Origin of the sequence: Luminiphilus syltensis NOR5-1B (assembly GCF_000158175.1) — a bacterium.
GTDB classification, from domain to species: domain Bacteria; phylum Pseudomonadota; class Gammaproteobacteria; order Pseudomonadales; family Halieaceae; genus Luminiphilus; species Luminiphilus syltensis.
Genome location: NZ_DS999411.1, coordinates 1,003,709 through 1,020,143 on the forward strand (window position 1 = coordinate 1,003,709; position 16,435 = coordinate 1,020,143).

Below are 16,435 nucleotides of genomic sequence, written 5' to 3' on the forward strand. Positions count from 1 at the left end.
TGCTGCTATTCCTCGACTTTTGGCGATTTTGAGGGCTTTTTCCAGCCATCTATGTTTCGCTGGCGCGCTCTTGCCACCGCGAGCTGGTCGGCGTCCGTAGCTCGCGTAACCGTCGAGCCCGCTGCTACGAAGGTCCCGCCCGCAAGGGTGAGTGGAGCCACCAAGGTGCTGTTGGAGCCAATAAAGACGTCGTCACCCAGAATGGTCGGGTGTTTGTTCGCCCCATCGTAATTGCAGGTAATGGTTCCCGCACCGACATTACATGACTCACCCAGCGTGCTGTCACCAAGGTAAGCGAGATGGTTCGCTTTGCTGCCGGCACCGAGGGTAGTCTTCTTCGTCTCAACAAAATTACCGATCCGAACCGCATCACCGAGGCGGGTATCGGGGCGCAGGCGTGCATACGGCCCTATGGTGCAGTTGGCGCCGATCACCGCGCCGTCAATATGGCTAAAGGGTCGGATCACGGTGCCGGATCCGAGGTTCGCATCTTTGATCACACAGTTCGCACCAATAGACACGCCATCGGCCAACGACACCCGGCCTTCGAACAGCACATTGGCGTCGATAGTGACATCGCGACCGCATTGCAGGTCGCCACGCACGTCAATTCGGCAACGATCCAACAGGGTTACGCCATCGCGCATCAAATCTTCGGCCAGTCGGCCCTGGAAGGCGCGCTCCAACTGCTCGAGCTGGGCACGGTCGTTAACCCCCTGGGTTTCAATCACATCGTCGGTGACAATAATTGGAACCGGCAAGCCCCGGCCGCGACTCAGGGCAAGAATATCGGGCAAATAGTATTCACCCTGCGCATTGGAATTATCCACGCCGGCCAGCAAATCCGCGAGTAAATCAGCCGGCGCGGCCAATACACCCGTATTGACCTCATTGATGCGTTTTTGCTCGGCCGATGCATCCTTTTGTTCCACCACGCACACCAGCTCACCCTGCTGATCACGGATCACCCGACCATAACCGGTGGGGTCATCGAGCCTCGCCGTCAATAATGCGGGGCTGGTTTTGGCTTCCGCAATTAACGAGGACAAAGTGGTGGCACTCATCAGCGGAACATCGCCATACAGTACCAATACCGTGCTGGCAGGATCGCAATGGGGCAGCGCCTGCTGCACCGCATGACCGGTTCCCAGTTGCTGTTCCTGCAAATGGCAGTCCGCCTGATCCGCAAACACGGCTTTTACCTGATCAGCACCGTGCCCAACGACCAGGTGTACCCGGTCCGCAGACAGTGCAGTCGCGGTTTCCATAACGTGGGCCAACATGGGCTTGCCAGCAAGGGTATGCAGCACCTTGGGCAGATCCGAATGCATGCGGCTACCCCGGCCGGCGGCAAGAATAATAACTTCCAGCATGTCCTTTCTCTTTGCTTATATGGGGTCGAATCATTTCACGATCCGGATCAGATGCAAGCCACCAAGCGGTGAACAAGTTCACTAGACACCAACCAGGCAAAAAAAGGTTCATCGCGGGTTTTTGTGCATAAAAAAGCCGCCAAGCGGCGGCTTCTCTTGACCAGTGGACCGGTTAACCCCGGCCCGCTCGATTCTTCAGCTTACGCAGTGTCGCCAGCTGCGCAGCAGCCTCGGCCAGTTGTGCCGATGCCCGACCGTAATCGAGTTCGCTGTTCTGGTTCGCAAGCGCATCTTCCGCCGCCTGTCGGGCTTCTTCGGCCGCGGCTTCGTCGACATCGTCGGCACGAACAGCGGTATCCGCCAACACAGTGACCACGTTTCCCTGCACTTCAAGAAAACCACCCGAAGCGTAATAGATATGCTCTTCGCCGGTCTGGTCAACCACCCGGACAGGGCCCGGTATCAATCGAGTCAGAAGCGGCGTGTGACCATAGTGGATACCGAGTTCGCCCTCGGCACCCGTGGCCACCAGCATTTCTACCATGCCAGAAAAAATCTGGGCTTCAGCACTAACGATATCGCAGTGGATGGTCATTGCCATGGCTAAGTCCTCGCCTCGATTGGGTTACTTAAGCTTTTCAGCTCTCTCAACCGCTTGATCGATGCTGCCGACCATATAAAAAGCCTGCTCTGGCAAATGATCGTAATCCCCGTTGAGCAGCCCCTTGAATCCGGCAATAGTGTCTTTCAGCGACACGTAAATTCCTGGAGAACCGGTGAATACCTCGGCAACATGGAACGGCTGCGAAAGGAATCGTTCTATTTTTCGCGCCCGGGCCACCGTCATCTTGTCTTCCTCGGACAGTTCGTCCATACCGAGAATCGCAATGATATCTTTGAGCTCTTTGTAGCGCTGAAGCACCGACTGAACACCGCGGGCGACTTCGTAATGCTCATTGCCAATCACCAGTGGGTCCAACTGACGTGAGGTAGAGTCCAGCGGGTCGACCGCAGGGTAAATACCCTTCGCCGCAATATCACGACTCAGTACAACGGTTGAATCAAGGTGAGCAAAAGTGGTCGCCGGGGAGGGGTCAGTCAAGTCGTCGGCCGGCACGTATACCGCCTGAATAGACGTAATCGATCCTGTCTTGGTCGACGTAATACGCTCCTGCAACACGCCCATTTCTTCCGCCAGTGTGGGCTGATAACCCACCGCTGACGGCATACGACCGAGCAGTGCCGATACTTCGGTACCCGCCAGCGTGTATCGGTAGATGTTGTCGACAAAGAGCAGAACGTCGCGCCCTTCATCGCGGAACTTCTCGGCCATGGTCAGGCCAGTCAGTGCTACACGCAGGCGGTTGCCGGGGGGCTCGTTCATCTGGCCGTACACCATCGCAACTTTAGAATTCGAGGGGTTCTCGATATCGACAACCCCCGACTCCTGCATCTCATAGTAGAAGTCATTTCCTTCCCGGGTACGCTCGCCAACACCCGCGAATACCGAGAGACCCGAGTGCTCGGTCGCGATGTTGTTAATCAACTCCATCATGTTCACGGTCTTACCCACACCGGCACCACCGAACAGGCCGACTTTACCGCCCTTGGCAAAGGGGCACACCAGATCAATCACCTTGATGCCGGTCTCAAGCAACTCTTCTGATGCCGCCAGCTCGTCATACGCGGGCGCGTCGCGATGGATTGATGCGCGCTCTTTCTCACCGATATCACCGCGTTCGTCGATGGGCCGGCCCAGCACGTCCATAATTCGACCCAGAGTTTCAACACCGACCGGCACTGAGACCGGAGCACCGGTATTTTCAACCTCAAGACCTCGCGAGATGCCCTCGGAAGAACCCATTGCAATCGTTCGGACAATACCGTCACCGAGCTGCTGCTGGACTTCCAGCGTCAGGTCTTTGCCACTGATGGTCAGCGCATCATAGACCTGCGGCACGCTCTCCCGTGGAAACTCCACGTCGATAACCGCACCGATAATCTGTACCACTCGTCCGCTACTCATTTCCGGATCCTCTCATCAAATCGTTCCAGTGGCCCGGGGGCCACAATAAAAAATGTCGTTACGGGCGCTCAGCTAATGGCTGCTGCACCACCTACTATTTCTGACAATTCCTGGGTGATCGCAGCCTGACGCGCCTTGTTGTAGACCAACTCCAGCTCTTCAATAATATCGCCAGCGTTATCGGTGGCATTTTTCATCGCCAGCATTCTCGCCGCCTGCTCACAGGCGCCGTTTTCCACCACCGCCTGATAAACCTGTGATTCGACATATCGCGCCAGCAGGATATCCAGCAATTCGCGGGCATCGGGCTCGTAAATATAGTCCCAATGGTGTGCCATATCGTCGTCGTCGGCCGCTTCCAGGGGCAGAAGTTGCTCCACCGTCGGTGACTGCGTCATGGTATTGACGAACTCGTTGGAGACCAGAAACAGACGATCGATTGACCCCTCAGCATAGGCATCGAGCATGTGCTTAACGCCCCCAATCAGCTGGTCAATGGTCGGATCCTCGCCAAGATCTCGAACCGTAGCGACCACGTTTCCACCGACGCTCGCGAAAAAGGCGCCGGCTTTGGCGCCAACAAGACACAGATCCACATCAATAGACTGATCGTCAAACTGGCGCATTGACTGAATGGCCGCTTTGAACAGATTGATGTTCAGGCCGCCACACAAACCGCGATCCGTGGAAATAATGATGTAACCGACCCGTGTCGCTTCGCGGGCTTCCATGTAGGCGTGCTGGTACTCGGGGGAGGAGTTAGCAATATGGCCCACGACCGCACGCATGCGACGGGCATAGGGCTTACCCACTTCCATACGGTCCTGGGCGCGACGCATTTTACTGGCAGCCACCATCTCCATGGCACTCGTAATCTTCTGAGTACTCTTGATACTGCCTATTTTTGTTCGAATTTCCTTACCAGCGGCCACAGTGAGTCCTCACTTACCAGGTTTGGGTTGCTTTGAACTTCTCGATAGCCGCCTTGAATGCAGCCTCGCGATCATCGTTCCAGCCACCGTCCCCGGCAATCTCGGCCATCAATTCACCGTGCTCCCCGTGTACAAAGGAAAGCAGCGCCGACTCAAAATCACCGATTTTCTCGACCTCGACGTCGTCGAGATGCCCCTCGTTGGCGGCGTAGAGCATCAGGCCCATTTCTGCGACGCTCATGGGCGAGTACTGCTTCTGTTTCATCAATTCGGTAACGCGTTCACCGTGATTCAACTGCGCCTTGGTCGCCTCGTCCAGATCAGAAGCGAACTGTGAGAAGGCTGCGAGTTCACGATACTGCGCCAACGCGGTACGAACGCCGCCCGAAAGCTTTTTCATAATCTTGGTCTGGGCAGCACCACCCACCCGCGATACCGAAATACCCGCATTCATCGCTGGTCGAACACCGGCGTTGAACATATCCGCCTCAAGGAAGATCTGACCGTCAGTAATCGAGATCACATTGGTGGGAACGAACGCGGAGACATCACCGGCCTGGGTTTCGATAACCGGTAGCGCCGTCAGTGACCCCGTCTTGCCTTTGACTTCACCGTTGGTGAAAGCCTCAACGTAGTCCGCATTCACTCGGGCCGCACGTTCCAGCAGGCGAGAGTGAAGATAGAAAACGTCTCCAGGGTACGCTTCGCGGCCCGGCGGACGGCGCAGAAGCAGCGAAATCTGACGGTAGGCGACGGCCTGCTTGGACAAGTCATCATAAATAATCAGGGCGTCCTCACCGCGATCGCGGTAGTACTCACCCATGGTGCAACCCGCAAACGGAGCAAGGAACTGCATCGCTGCCGGATCTGATGCGTTGGCGGCAACCACAATGGTATGGTCCATGGCGCCGTTTTCTTCCAGCTTCCTTACCACCGCGGCAACCGAAGAGGCCTTCTGGCCTACCGCCACATAGATACACTTAATCCCCGTGTTCTTCTGGTTGATGATGGCATCGATGGCGATTGCGGTTTTACCGATCTGGCGATCGCCAATAATCAGCTCCCGCTGTCCACGACCAATAGGGACCATTGAATCGATGGCTTTGAGACCGATCTGTACCGGCTGATCAACGGACTGGCGCGCAATAACACCCGGCGCAATCTTCTCGAGCGCGTCGGTCTCTTTGGCATCCACGGCACCTTTTCCGTCGATAGGATTACCCAGAGCATCAACAACCCGGCCCTGAAGCGCAGGACCCACGGGCACTTCCAGAATTCGGCCAGTACAGCGGCAGGTTTGACCCTCGGCCAGTTGTTTGTAATCACCGAGCACTACCGCGCCGACGGAGTCTCGTTCGAGGTTCAGTGCCATTCCAAAGACACCGCCGTCAAATTCGATCATTTCCCCATACATGGCATCAGTCAGGCCGTGAATGCGGATGATACCGTCGCTTACGGATACGACCGTACCTTCGTTGCTCGCTTGCGATGAGACATCAAGATTAGCGATTCGCTGTTTGATGATATCGCTGATTTCAGAAGGGTTCAGTTGTTGCATGACCTATTCCTTTGTCAGGGTGTCAGTGCGGCGCTAAGCTTATTCAGCCGGCCTCGCACAGAGCCGTCGATCACCTGATCACCGGCTCTAATTACTGCCCCGCCAATCAAAGCGGGATCGGTTTCTGTGCTTATCGTCACAGCGCATTGCAAAACGTCCTGCATGTACGCTGACAGACTTTGGGTTTGTTCATCGGTAACGTCGAAGGCCGAGGTGACCTCAACCCGTGCCATTGCCTCAAGCTGGGTACGCAAGTCGGAGTAGAGCTGTGCGACTTCGGGTAACAACGACAATCGGTCGTTCTCTGCCATAACTTCCAGCAGGTATGAGGTGCTTTCTGAGATGTCATCACCCAGCAAGCCACTGAGAACCTGCGCCCGCTCGGCGCTGGTCTGCGACGGATTAGCCAATGCGGCGGCGACTCTGGAATCCTCAACCGCCAGCGCCAGGGTATCGAGAGTGGATTGCCATGGCATCAACGAGTCGTCACTGCGAGCAAAATCGAAGATCGCTCTCGCGTAGGGCCGGGCCAATGTCATCGGCTCGATCATCGCTCAGGCCTCCGAAATCAATTGCTTCAGCAATTGCTCGTGCTTTCCGGCATCGATTTCCTGGGCAAGTATCTTTTCTGCGCCGGCCACGGCCAACTCGCTGACCTTCGCCATGAGTTGTTCCTGGGTCCGCGCGCGTTCCTGCTCGATTTCCGCCGTTGCTGCCGCTTTGACACGATCAGCCTCGACAATCGCCGCCTGCTTTGACTCATCGACGATTTGTGACGCTCGCTTGTTTGCAGACTCAACAATCGCCGCGGCCTCTTTCTTGGCCTCGCTCAATTTTTTGGCTGCTTCCTGCTTCGCCAGGTCCAGATCATGACTGGCCCGGTCTGCGGCAGCCAAACCCTCACTGATCTTCTGCTGACGCTCTGCCATGGCGGCTACGATGGGCGGCCAAACGTAGCGCATACAGAATGCGACAAATGCCACAAACGCCACCATCTGGCCGATAAGCGTTAAATTGATATTCACGGTTTGCTCCTATGGTCACCTGAAAGCCAGCCCAAGTGGGCCTGGCGCTTCAAATTTGCTGCTTTATCAGCCCGCGACCACGAAGATCAGGTACATCGCGATACCGACACCGATAATGGGGATCGCGTCGACCAGGCCGGCACCGAGAAAGAAGGTGACCTGTAGCTTTGGTGCGAGCTCTGGTTGACGAGCGGACCCTTCGATCAACTTTCCACCCAGTAAGCCAACGCCGATAGCAGCGCCCAGTCCGCCCAGACCCATCATAATGGCCGCAGCAACGTAAATCAGTTCCATGGTTTTCTCCTAGTTAGTTAGAGCAGTAAAAAAATCAGTGGTCTTCATGTGCCATGCTCAGATACACAATCGTGAGCACCATGAATATGAAAGCTTGCAGTGTGATAACAAGAATATGGAAAATAGCCCAGCCCACCTGCAGTAGGCCTGCGGGTAGCAGCCACATCACCCCGGCGCCAAAGAGCGCGGCAATCAGTATAAATATCATCTCGCCGGCGTACATATTGCCGAACAGCCGCAACCCTAGAGAGAAAGGCTTGGCGAGTAAACCGACAACCTCCATGAACAGGTTGATTGGGATAAAAACGGGGTGATTAAACGGGTTCAGGGTCAATTCTTTGACAAACCCGAAGCCTTTCACCTTGATTGAGTAATAAACCATGAGAATAAAGACGCCGAGTGCCATACCCATGGTGATGTTCGGGTCGGTGGAGGGTACGATTTTCTGGTAATCAACCCCGGCAAGCATCAACGTGTGTGGAATAAGATCGACCGGTATCAGATCCATCAAATTCATCAGGAACACCCAGACAAAAACAGTCAGTGCCAATGGCGCAATAAGCGGGTTCCGCCCATGGAAGGTATCTTTTACCGTGCCATCGACGAATTCCACGACCATTTCCACCGCATTGATCAGCCCCGATGGGGTATCAGCAGACGCGTTTTTTGCCACGCGCGCGAACAACCAGCAAAAGATAACGCCCAGGCCAATCGACCAAATCATGGAGTCAACATGGATAGCATTGAAACCCATGGCCGCAATTTCCTGACCACCATGGGCAAAGGTCCACTCGCCACCCTCGGCGACTATCGACCCATCCGCCCGCTCAAACCCACCCGGCAACTTACCGAGGGTTAAGTTGGTCAGGTGATGAACAATGTATTCCGAGACTGTCTGCTCTTGCCCGTTACCGGCCATACTCTCGCTCAACCTTTTCTGTTAATTTCCAGCCCATTCATGGCCGCCAGCACCATTGGCGTTCCCACAAGGGCCAAACCCGCACTTGCCAAAACGTACCCTGGGGCCGGGCGTGTGCTGAAAGCAAACCACAACGCAAACCCGACCCCGGTCATCGTGTACTTCTGTAGCGCCATCCACACCAGCTGATTGCCGTGAAGATGTCGCCCGACCTTCAGTGCCAACCAAGCCTGGGGTGCAAGCACAATCGCAGAACCCACCCAAAAACCGAGGGCATTGTATCGGTCGCTGAGAAACACAATGACGCCGGAAATCACTGTAGCGGCAGCCCAGGTAATACACACTGCCGCAAGTAGACGACTTCTCGTCTTCATGAACGGGTCTGCCGACGACTGCCGGTGAATAGGCACGTCTTTTTGACCCCTGATTGACCGCGCGAGAGTTTAGGTTAAATAGGCACCGCTTTCAATACCGCGTAAACGGCGGGCGTTAGTGAATTTTGTTCAATATGCCATCGAGATGATCGAGGCTGGAATAATTAATGGTCAATTTACCGGCGCCATGATGCAGGTGATCGATAGCCACCGCTGCGCCGAGTCGTTCACCCAGGTCTTGCTCCAGCCGTTGTATGTCGGGGTCGACTCCCGACTTTGGCTCAGCTACCGCGGGCTCGGACGCCGCCAGCGCCTGTTTAACCCGTGTTTCGGTTTGGCGAACAGAAAGCGCTTTTTTCGCAACTTCCTTAGCCATGGACACCTGCGATTGCCCCTCGAGCGCGAGCAACACTTTGGCGTGGCCCGTGTCGATGCCTTTGCTGGCCAGCAATTCGCGGGTTTCAGGCTCCAAACTGAGCAATCGCATTAAGTTCGCAACCGCCGAACGTGATTTTCCCACGGCCTTCGCAACTTCTTCCTGGCTGAGTTCAAACTCATTCTGCAGGCGCTTCAGAGCCGACGCCTCTTCAATAGGGTTTAAATTTTCGCGCTGGATGTTTTCGATTAGCGCCATGGCAATGGCCGCCTCATCGCTGACATCCCGTATTACGGCGGGGATGGTCTCTATGCCAGCCAGCTGTGCCGCTCGCCAGCGCCGTTCACCGGCAATAATCTCAAAGCGCCCTGGTTCTAACGCTCGGGCCACTATCGGCTGCATGACCCCTTGCGCCCGGATGCTGTCGGCGAGTTCTGCCAGTGCAGCGTCGTCAAAATCCCGGCGCGGCTGGTACTTTCCTCGCTGTAGCGTATCAAGCGGCAGGTTTTTCAACTGATCATCGCCACTCGTCGACACTGCGTCGTGATCCGACGTACCAGGAGTGGTGACCGATCGGGAACCGGCACCCAGCAGGGCATCGAGACCGCGGTTCAGTTTTTTCTTTTTTACAGACATTAATTTTCCTGCGGCTGCACGCCGATTTGCTGACGCTTGGTGAACTCCCCCGCTAGCGCCATATAAGCGCGGGACCCACGGGAGTACCGATCATAATGCATGGCAGGAAGGCCGTGACTGGGGGCCTCAGCCAGGCGAACGTTCCGGGGTATTACCGTGCGGTAAACCAAATCGCCAAAATGCTCATGGAGCTGCGCAGACACCTCATTGGTCAGTGAATTACGCGGGTCGTACATCGTGCGAACCAGCCCTTCGACGCGAAGACGCGGATTAACGCTTTCACTGACCTGATGGACGGTATCGAGGAGGGCTGACAAGCCCTCAAGCGCGAAATATTCGCATTGCATGGTAATCAAGACCGAATCGGCCGCTACCAACGCATTCAGTGTGAGCATGTTTAGCGAAGGAGGGCAGTCAATAATCACAATGTCGTAGGGTTTTGAACAGGTCGCCAACGCTTCACGCAAGCGACGTTCCTTACCTTCCACGGTAATGAGTTGAACCTCTGCTGCCGTTAAATCGCTGTTTGCTGGGACCACATCAATGCCTGATGTGTCCGCGTGCACGACCACCTTGTTGAGCGGAACGCGATCGACCAGAAGATCGTAACTGCTGCGCTCGATATCATGTTTATCGATTCCCGCGGACATTGTTGCGTTGCCCTGGGGATCGAGATCCACCAACAGGATATCCCGCCCCATAGCCGCCAGCGACGCCGCCAAATTCACACTGGTCGTGGTTTTGCCGACACCACCTTTTTGATTCGCTACAGCTAGAATTTTCATGGTTGACTATCCTTGGACGCCCGCTTTAAAACCACCAGAGTTCTGTTTTCCTTTAAAAAAGGTACCTCCAGCGGGTACTCCTGGAGCACTCGATAGCCGGGTCCAACCGCCTCCAATTCCTCTCGGGAACATGAGGACTTCATAGCATAAAAAACCGTATCGGCATCCATCAGATGGCCACATACCCGACAACCGGTCGCCAAGTCGGCGAAGGCTCGAGTAATGACTGCATCGAAGCTATCGTGGGGTCGAAAGTTTTCCACGCGTTGCTCAACAATCTCGATGTTAGACAAACCGAGCTGGCTTTTCACCTGAAAAAGAAAGCGTGTTTTCTTACCATTGCCGTCCAAGAGGGTGAAGTGTCGTTCCGGCTGCACGATCGCCAACGGTACACCAGGAATGCCAGGACCGGTGCCTACATCAATCAAACGCTTGCCCTGGAGTAGCGGGGAAATAACCAGCGCATCGAGTAAATGGCGAACAACCATCGATCCTTTTTCCCTGACCGCCGTCAGGTTGTAAGCGCGATTCCACCGCAGCATCAAGTCAACGTAGTCCAGGAGCTGATCAAATTGGCTTTGGACCAGGTTTAAGTTTATTTCCTCCACCCCGGATTGGAGTCGACGCAAGGCCTCATCAGCCATGCGCTACATTCGGAAGTGAGTACTCGCTTCGATGCTTTTTAATGTGGATCGCCAATAAAGAAAGTGCCGCCGGCGTTATTCCAGCGATACGCGAAGCCCTGGCGATACTGGTGGGGCGGGCAGCCTCGAGTTTTTGTTTAATCTCATTGGATAGTCCGGAGACAGTGGCATAGTCCATATCTTCAGGTATCGGAGTTGACTCAAGGCGCTGCAAACGATCGATTTCTTCCTGCTGCCGGGTGATATAACCCGCGTACTTGATCTGTGTAGCTACCTGAAGAGCGACTTGCTCGTCATCGACAGCGTTCCCGGCCAGCGCGGCTACATCGCCATACCCTAGCTCTGGGCGTCGCAACAAGTCCGACAGCGAATACTCACGCGACAGCGGCTTATCAATTTTGGATTGCAGCGTTAGGGCTGCCGGCGAGTTCGGCTGGATGAATGTCGTGTTAAACCGCTCTGTTTCCTGTTCGATCGCTTCCCGCTTCTGACTGAAGTGCTGCCATTGGGGATCGAGGACCAGCCCCATTGACCGACCTGCGGGTGTCAGGCGTAAATCTGCATTGTCTTCGCGCAGCAACAAACGATATTCCGCGCGGGACGTAAACATTCGATAGGGCTCCAGAGTACCGTGAGTGACCAGGTCATCGACCAAAACGCCGATATACGCTTCATCTCGACGGGGCTCCCAGGCGACCTGATCCCGGGTCTGGCGAGCAGCATTGAGACCGGCGAGCAGCCCCTGGGCCGCGGCCTCCTCGTACCCGGTAGTGCCGTTGATTTGCCCCGCAAAGAACAATCCCTGGACACCGCGTGTCTCCAGCGAGTGCTTTAAATCTCTCGGATCAAAATAATCGTACTCAATCGCATAACCTGGACGAGTAATATGGGCGCGCTCGAAACCCGCGATGGATTGGACCAGTGCCAATTGGGTGTCGAACGGCAAACTGGTGGAAATCCCATTGGGGTACAACTCGGTCGTTGTTAAGCCTTCGGGTTCGACGAACAGCTGATGCGACGATTTATCGGAAAACCGGTGTATTTTGTCCTCAATGCTGGGGCAGTAGCGCGGACCTGTCCCCTCGATGACGCCGCTGAACAAAGGCGATCGATCGAGTGCCCCCCGAATGATGTCATGGGTGCGTTCGTTGGTCTTGGTAATCCAGCAACAGCGCTGTTCCGGATGCTGGTCCCGATGACCCAACACCGACATTACCGGACGGGGCTCATCGCCCCATTGCGTTTCCATCACCGAAAAATCCACGCTTCTGGCATCGATGCGGGGAGGCGTTCCGGTCTTCAGTCGATCGGTTCTTGGGCATAATTCACGCAGGCGATCGGCGAGGCCGACAGAGGCCGGATCGCCCATTCGCCCACCTTCACTGTTCTCTAGACCCACATGGATTTTGCCACGCAAAAAGGTTCCCGCCGTCAGCACTACGGCGCGTGACAGAAATCTCAGGCCCGTTCGCGTCACCGCACCGGCGACCCGGGTCCCCTCGATGATGACGTCCTCAACAGAATCTTGAAAAACAAGAAGATTTTGCTGGTTAAGCAGCTGCTCTCGAATGGCGTTGCGATAAAGCACACGGTCCGCCTGGGCACGGGTGGCTCGTACTGCCGGGCCCTTTCGAGCATTCAGCACCCTGAATTGGATCCCGGCAGCATCGGTAGCTTTCGCCATGGCACCACCGAGGGCGTCGACTTCGCGAACCAGATGACTTTTGCCAATCCCACCGATCGCCGGATTACAGGACATTTGGCCCAGTGTATCCACCGAGTGGGTAAGCAACAGGGTACTCGCCCCCGAGCGGGCGCTCGCCAAAGCCGCTTCGGTACCGGCGTGACCACCGCCGATGACAATAACGTCAAATTGTTGAGGATGATCCAACAACGCACTTAGCCTGATTAAATGAACGGCGAGTATACGGGTTGTTTGGGCAACACAAAATGGGGCTTTTGCCACAAGCAAGGCGCTTGTCGAATACAAGCCCATTGTTAGTAAGCTATGATTTTATAGTTTTTTATTTAGAGAGAGAGTTACATTAATACTGTAGTTATTAAGGTCGCTATTTTAGGTTTATAAACCTTATTTTTCCAATAAAAACAAACGCTTACTGAACGTATATGCGTGTGTAGCACCTGTCAGCCCAGCTTGTTTTTGACGGGGACAGATTGGGGAAAAGCCCTTCAGTTTCGAACGTTCAAGTTATCAACAGACCCCTACCCGGGTTGTACGGGTACTTGTCCCTATCAAATCGACGTGTTTTGAATAATGCGGATCAGAGCTCAATGACCTGTGGGAAAGCTGTTTATGGCACTCCTGGTCTGTGGATTACTGCGTCTACTCCAGGAATCAAGCGTGAGCCTTTTCGCAATTACAGCGTAAAACTTGTGGGTAGAACCACGGGGGAAATTCATTTACCGATGCAAAAATTACTGAATATTTCTCCCAATAAATCTTCGGTGGTCACCCGTCCGGTGATTTCACCCAACTGATCATGGGTGAGTCGCAAGTCCTCAGCGAGCAATTCTCCTGCTCCACTGAGTAAAAACTGTTCCAGGGCTGTGGCCAGGCTGTTATTGACGGTTTCCAGTATCCGGATATGACGTTCTCGTGCTGAAAAGGGGTCTTCTGTGTCGGTACTGACGCCGAGTATGCCCAGAAGCACCTCTTCGAAGCTCGCCATTCCTGCACCGGTCTTGGTTGAAATAGCGACGGCCGCGGTAGATTCCCCTTCAATATGTCCGGGTTTTCTGCCTGAGAGGTCAATTTTGTTATAGACCAGTAGTGTCTTGCCATCGATGGTCTCTGTTGAGTTGGAGGGCGCTGAATCGGTTTGGGTATCATCGATGACGTGGAGGATGACATCGGCCATTTCTATTGCCGATCGCGCCCGCTTTACGCCCTCCTGTTCGACGGTGTCTTCACTGTCCCGAAGGCCGGCGGTGTCTGTCAGGTGCAGCGCTACACCGCCCAGTTCTATGGGTTGGCGTAGCAGATCCCGGGTGGTTCCTGGCACATCGGTGACAATCGCGACGGCATCGCCCGCCAGGCGGTTCATCAGACTGCTCTTGCCGGCATTCGGCTTTCCGGCCAAAACGACTTGTGCCCCGGCTCTAACAATGGCACCGCGTCGCGCTCCAGCCAGCAGTTCTTTCGCATTATTGGCGAGAGCGGTAAGCTGGCCGGCCACCTTTCCCTCGGCGAGGAAGTCGATATCTTCGTCTGGAAAATCGATGGCGGCCTCAACATATTTGCGTAAGTCCAGAATTGTTCCTGCCAATGCCGTCAGTTGGTCTGAGAATCGTCCGGACAATGACGCTTTGGCCTGTTTTGCGGCTGATCGAGTCTGCGCGTCTATCAGGTCAGCGATGGCCTCGGCCTGGACCAGGTCAATCTTGTCGTTGAGGAACGCCCGCTCCGAAAACTCGCCAGGACGCGCCATTCTGGCACCCAGTTCGAGGCATCGTTCCAGAAGCAGAGACTGTATGACCGGTCCGCCGTGGCCCTGCAGCTCGACCACATCCTCCCCGGTGAACGAGTGGGGTGCTGGAAAGCTGAGTGCGATGCCGTTATCAATCGCGTCATTCTGTTGATCAGAAAAGGATCGAAAGTGAGCCGTGCGCGGTGCCAACGGCCCCCCACATATAGCCTCGGCGATCGGTAGGGCGCGGGGTCCGGATAATCGGATAATGCCGACACCACCGCGTCCCGGAGGCGTGGCGATCGCGGCGATCGTGTCCTTGTCGAGAACAAGGCCCGCCATGGGTCAGGCCTTGACGCCTTCCCGCTCGATAGCCCGTGTGATCACATATTGCTGAGTCATCGACAACAAGTTGTTGACCACCCAATAGAGCACCAGCCCAGCCGGGAACCACAGGAAGAAGAACGTGAAGATAACAGGAAGCCATTGCATTATTTTCGCCTGCATGGGATCCGGTGGTGGTGGGTTCAATTTCTGCATAAAGAACATACTGGCGCCCATCATAAGCGGCAGTACAAAGTAAGGATCCATTACTGACAGGTCTTTAATCCACAGCACGAAGGGGGCGTGCCGCAACTCTACGGATTCCATCAACACCCAATACAGGGCAATAAATACCGGCATCTGAATCAGGATTGGTAAGCAGCCGCCCATGGGATTCACTTTTTCTTTGCGGTACAGCTCCATCATCATTTGGGATTGCTTTGATTTGTCGTCGGCATACTGTTCGCGGATATCGACCATTTTCGGCTGCAGTTTGCGCATGCGAGCCATGGATCGATAACTGGTGGCGGACAGCTTGAAGAAAGCGCCTTTCACCAAAACAGTCAGCAGGATGATAGCGACACCCCAGTTCCCAACAACGGACTGGATTTTCGTCAGAAGCCAGAACAGGGGCTGGGCGATCCACCACAACCAGCCGTAATCGACGGTGAGGTCCAGATGGTCAGAGAGTTCGGCCAGTTGGTACTGGTCCTTGGGACCAACGTACAGTCGGTATCCCGCGGATCCTGTATTACCGCTGTCAACAGCGAGGGCAGGGCTGGTGAAGCCGACAATATTAAACCCACTCGTGGTCTGTCGGGTGCTGTAGTTATGGGACTGGTTGGGGTTGGCGATCCAGGCGCTGACAAAGTAATGCTGCATCAAAGCAATCCATCCGCCGGGCAGCGTTTTGCGGAAGGGTTCGTCAGCAATATCGCCAAAATCGAACTTGGTAAAGCGATCGTCGGGTTGCGTCAGGGCAGCGCCAAGAAAGGGCTTCATACCCAGTCCGCTGGTATCGGCGTTGGGTGGCGGCGTGTTATCGCGCTTTAATTGTGCGAAGGGGACCGCTTGCCAGCGGCTGCCACGGTTGTTGGTGACGCTGTACTCGACGTCGACTACATAGCTTTCAGGATCGAGGGTGAACCGTTTTGTGATGGCGAGTTCGGATGAATTTCCCGCCCAGGCGAGCTCTATGCTCAGGGGTTGACCGGGAGTTGCCGTGTATTCGCTTTGCGCGGAAACGTAGTGTGCCCGCTGCGGATGATCGATGCCGTCGCTACCCACCAGACCGCTTTGCGCAATATAGGTGCGCCGATCGTTCTGCTCCAGCAGCATGAAGGGCTGATTGGGATCATCGATCTGCTCGGGGAACCTGGGTAGCGCCACTTCAATGATATCGCCGCCGTTGAGGTCGATTACCAATTCCAGTGTTTCGGTTTTCACGGCAATCAGTGTGCTGTCCGCGGCAATGTCTTGGCTTGGGGCAGGGACCGCATCGGTCAGTGTGGGTAGGTCTTCGACAGTGACCGCGGGCGTCGGCGTTTCCGGCACCGGGCCAGAATTGGCTGCTGGGGTCTGTGCTTCGTTACCGCCCGTCGGGGCCATCCCGGTATCAATGCGCTGGCGGGTGTCGTTCACGCTCTCGGTCTGTTCGGCCTTGAACACCGTCCACTCGCCTAGCAACATGACGGCGAGAGCCGCGCTCGCGGCAATTAATAGGTAGCGCTGAATATCCATA

At 55.3% G+C, this 16,435-nt stretch carries 16 protein-coding genes; all 16 read right to left on the reverse strand.

Annotated features, from left to right (window positions below):
• Nucleotides 1-5 precede the first annotated feature (5 nt).
• The 16 genes from glmU to yidC all read right to left on the reverse strand — a co-directional run bounded on the left by glmU (nucleotide 6) and on the right by yidC (nucleotide 16,434).
• On the reverse strand, nucleotides 6-1,373 hold the full coding sequence (gene glmU, locus NOR51B_RS04495) for a bifunctional UDP-N-acetylglucosamine diphosphorylase/glucosamine-1-phosphate N-acetyltransferase GlmU (protein WP_009021310.1): 1,368 nt from the start codon (nucleotides 1,371-1,373) through the stop codon (nucleotides 6-8).
• 172 nt (nucleotides 1,374-1,545) lie between these two features.
• Entirely contained in the window at nucleotides 1,546-1,974 is a 429-nt protein-coding gene (locus tag NOR51B_RS04500) for a F0F1 ATP synthase subunit epsilon (protein ID WP_009019863.1), read from the reverse strand.
• Between the two features lie 24 nt (nucleotides 1,975-1,998).
• Nucleotides 1,999-3,399 carry a F0F1 ATP synthase subunit beta gene (gene atpD / locus NOR51B_RS04505; protein WP_040481772.1) on the reverse strand — a complete coding sequence of 467 codons (1,401 nt, stop codon included), beginning with the start codon at nucleotides 3,397-3,399 and terminating at the stop codon, nucleotides 1,999-2,001.
• A 68-nt stretch (nucleotides 3,400-3,467) separates the two neighbouring features.
• Nucleotides 3,468-4,331: a F0F1 ATP synthase subunit gamma gene (gene atpG / locus NOR51B_RS04510; protein WP_009020965.1), complete on the reverse strand. Its 864-nt coding sequence runs from the start codon at nucleotides 4,329-4,331 to the stop codon at nucleotides 3,468-3,470.
• A 13-nt stretch (nucleotides 4,332-4,344) separates the two neighbouring features.
• Nucleotides 4,345-5,889, reverse strand: a complete 1,545-nt coding sequence (atpA, locus tag NOR51B_RS04515; protein ID WP_009021219.1) for a F0F1 ATP synthase subunit alpha — start codon at nucleotides 5,887-5,889, stop codon at nucleotides 4,345-4,347.
• A 14-nt stretch (nucleotides 5,890-5,903) separates the two neighbouring features.
• On the reverse strand, nucleotides 5,904-6,440 hold the full coding sequence (locus tag NOR51B_RS04520) for a F0F1 ATP synthase subunit delta (RefSeq protein WP_009019011.1): 537 nt from the start codon (nucleotides 6,438-6,440) through the stop codon (nucleotides 5,904-5,906).
• A gap of 3 nt (nucleotides 6,441-6,443) precedes the next feature.
• Nucleotides 6,444-6,914: a F0F1 ATP synthase subunit B gene (locus tag NOR51B_RS04525; protein ID WP_009019788.1), complete on the reverse strand. Its 471-nt coding sequence runs from the start codon at nucleotides 6,912-6,914 to the stop codon at nucleotides 6,444-6,446.
• 66 nt (nucleotides 6,915-6,980) lie between these two features.
• Nucleotides 6,981-7,208 (reverse strand): F0F1 ATP synthase subunit C, encoded by a 228-nt coding sequence (gene atpE / locus NOR51B_RS04530; RefSeq protein WP_009020576.1) that lies wholly within the window; start codon nucleotides 7,206-7,208, stop codon nucleotides 6,981-6,983.
• A gap of 34 nt (nucleotides 7,209-7,242) precedes the next feature.
• Nucleotides 7,243-8,127, reverse strand: a complete 885-nt coding sequence (atpB, locus tag NOR51B_RS04535; RefSeq protein WP_009021008.1) for a F0F1 ATP synthase subunit A — start codon at nucleotides 8,125-8,127, stop codon at nucleotides 7,243-7,245.
• 8 nt (nucleotides 8,128-8,135) lie between these two features.
• Entirely contained in the window at nucleotides 8,136-8,501 is a 366-nt protein-coding gene (locus NOR51B_RS04540; RefSeq protein ID WP_154647600.1) for a hypothetical protein, read from the reverse strand.
• A 115-nt stretch (nucleotides 8,502-8,616) separates the two neighbouring features.
• Nucleotides 8,617-9,513 carry a ParB/RepB/Spo0J family partition protein gene (locus NOR51B_RS04545; protein WP_009021152.1) on the reverse strand — a complete coding sequence of 299 codons (897 nt, stop codon included), beginning with the start codon at nucleotides 9,511-9,513 and terminating at the stop codon, nucleotides 8,617-8,619.
• Nucleotides 9,513-10,298: a ParA family protein gene (locus NOR51B_RS04550; protein WP_009018913.1), complete on the reverse strand. Its 786-nt coding sequence runs from the start codon at nucleotides 10,296-10,298 to the stop codon at nucleotides 9,513-9,515. The genes NOR51B_RS04545 and NOR51B_RS04550 overlap by 1 nt, the downstream gene beginning before the upstream one ends.
• On the reverse strand, nucleotides 10,295-10,942 hold the full coding sequence (gene rsmG / locus NOR51B_RS04555; protein ID WP_009019474.1) for a 16S rRNA (guanine(527)-N(7))-methyltransferase RsmG: 648 nt from the start codon (nucleotides 10,940-10,942) through the stop codon (nucleotides 10,295-10,297). Before rsmG ends, NOR51B_RS04550 begins: the two co-directional genes overlap by 4 nt.
• Nucleotides 10,935-12,833 (reverse strand): tRNA uridine-5-carboxymethylaminomethyl(34) synthesis enzyme MnmG, encoded by a 1,899-nt coding sequence (gene mnmG, locus NOR51B_RS04560; protein ID WP_009019549.1) that lies wholly within the window; start codon nucleotides 12,831-12,833, stop codon nucleotides 10,935-10,937. Before mnmG ends, rsmG begins: the two co-directional genes overlap by 8 nt.
• A gap of 526 nt (nucleotides 12,834-13,359) precedes the next feature.
• Nucleotides 13,360-14,712, reverse strand: coding sequence for a tRNA uridine-5-carboxymethylaminomethyl(34) synthesis GTPase MnmE (gene mnmE / locus NOR51B_RS04565; RefSeq protein ID WP_009019702.1), 1,353 nt, complete (start codon nucleotides 14,710-14,712; stop codon nucleotides 13,360-13,362).
• 3 nt (nucleotides 14,713-14,715) lie between these two features.
• The gene (yidC, locus tag NOR51B_RS04570) at nucleotides 14,716-16,434 is read right to left on the reverse strand and encodes a membrane protein insertase YidC (protein ID WP_009019401.1); all 1,719 of its coding nucleotides are present in this window, start codon (nucleotides 16,432-16,434) and stop codon (nucleotides 14,716-14,718) included.
• Between the last annotated feature and the right edge of the window lies 1 nt (nucleotide 16,435).

Excerpts from the sequence above, each read along its gene's own strand:
- NOR51B_RS04500 (WP_009019863.1), bottom strand. The coding sequence starts at position 1,974 with ATGGCAATGACCATCCACTGCGATATCGTTAGTGCTGAAGCCCAGATT.
- atpD (WP_040481772.1), bottom strand. The coding sequence starts at position 3,399 with ATGAGTAGCGGACGAGTGGTACAGATTATCGGTGCGGTTATCGACGTG.
- NOR51B_RS04520 (WP_009019011.1), bottom strand. The coding sequence starts at position 6,440 with ATGATCGAGCCGATGACATTGGCCCGGCCCTACGCGAGAGCGATCTTC.
- atpA (WP_009021219.1), bottom strand. The coding sequence starts at position 5,889 with ATGCAACAACTGAACCCTTCTGAAATCAGCGATATCATCAAACAGCGA.
- NOR51B_RS04550 (WP_009018913.1), bottom strand. The coding sequence starts at position 10,298 with ATGAAAATTCTAGCTGTAGCGAATCAAAAAGGTGGTGTCGGCAAAACC.
- NOR51B_RS04540 (WP_154647600.1), bottom strand. The coding sequence starts at position 8,501 with ATGAAGACGAGAAGTCGTCTACTTGCGGCAGTGTGTATTACCTGGGCT.
- rsmG (WP_009019474.1), bottom strand. The coding sequence starts at position 10,942 with ATGGCTGATGAGGCCTTGCGTCGACTCCAATCCGGGGTGGAGGAAATA.
- yidC (WP_009019401.1), bottom strand. The coding sequence starts at position 16,434 with ATGGATATTCAGCGCTACCTATTAATTGCCGCGAGCGCGGCTCTCGCC.
- atpB (WP_009021008.1), bottom strand. The coding sequence starts at position 8,127 with ATGGCCGGTAACGGGCAAGAGCAGACAGTCTCGGAATACATTGTTCAT.
- atpE (WP_009020576.1), bottom strand. The coding sequence starts at position 7,208 with ATGGAACTGATTTACGTTGCTGCGGCCATTATGATGGGTCTGGGCGGA.
- glmU (WP_009021310.1), bottom strand. The coding sequence starts at position 1,373 with ATGCTGGAAGTTATTATTCTTGCCGCCGGCCGGGGTAGCCGCATGCAT.
- NOR51B_RS04545 (WP_009021152.1), bottom strand. The coding sequence starts at position 9,513 with ATGTCTGTAAAAAAGAAAAAACTGAACCGCGGTCTCGATGCCCTGCTG.
- mnmE (WP_009019702.1), bottom strand. The coding sequence starts at position 14,712 with ATGGCGGGCCTTGTTCTCGACAAGGACACGATCGCCGCGATCGCCACG.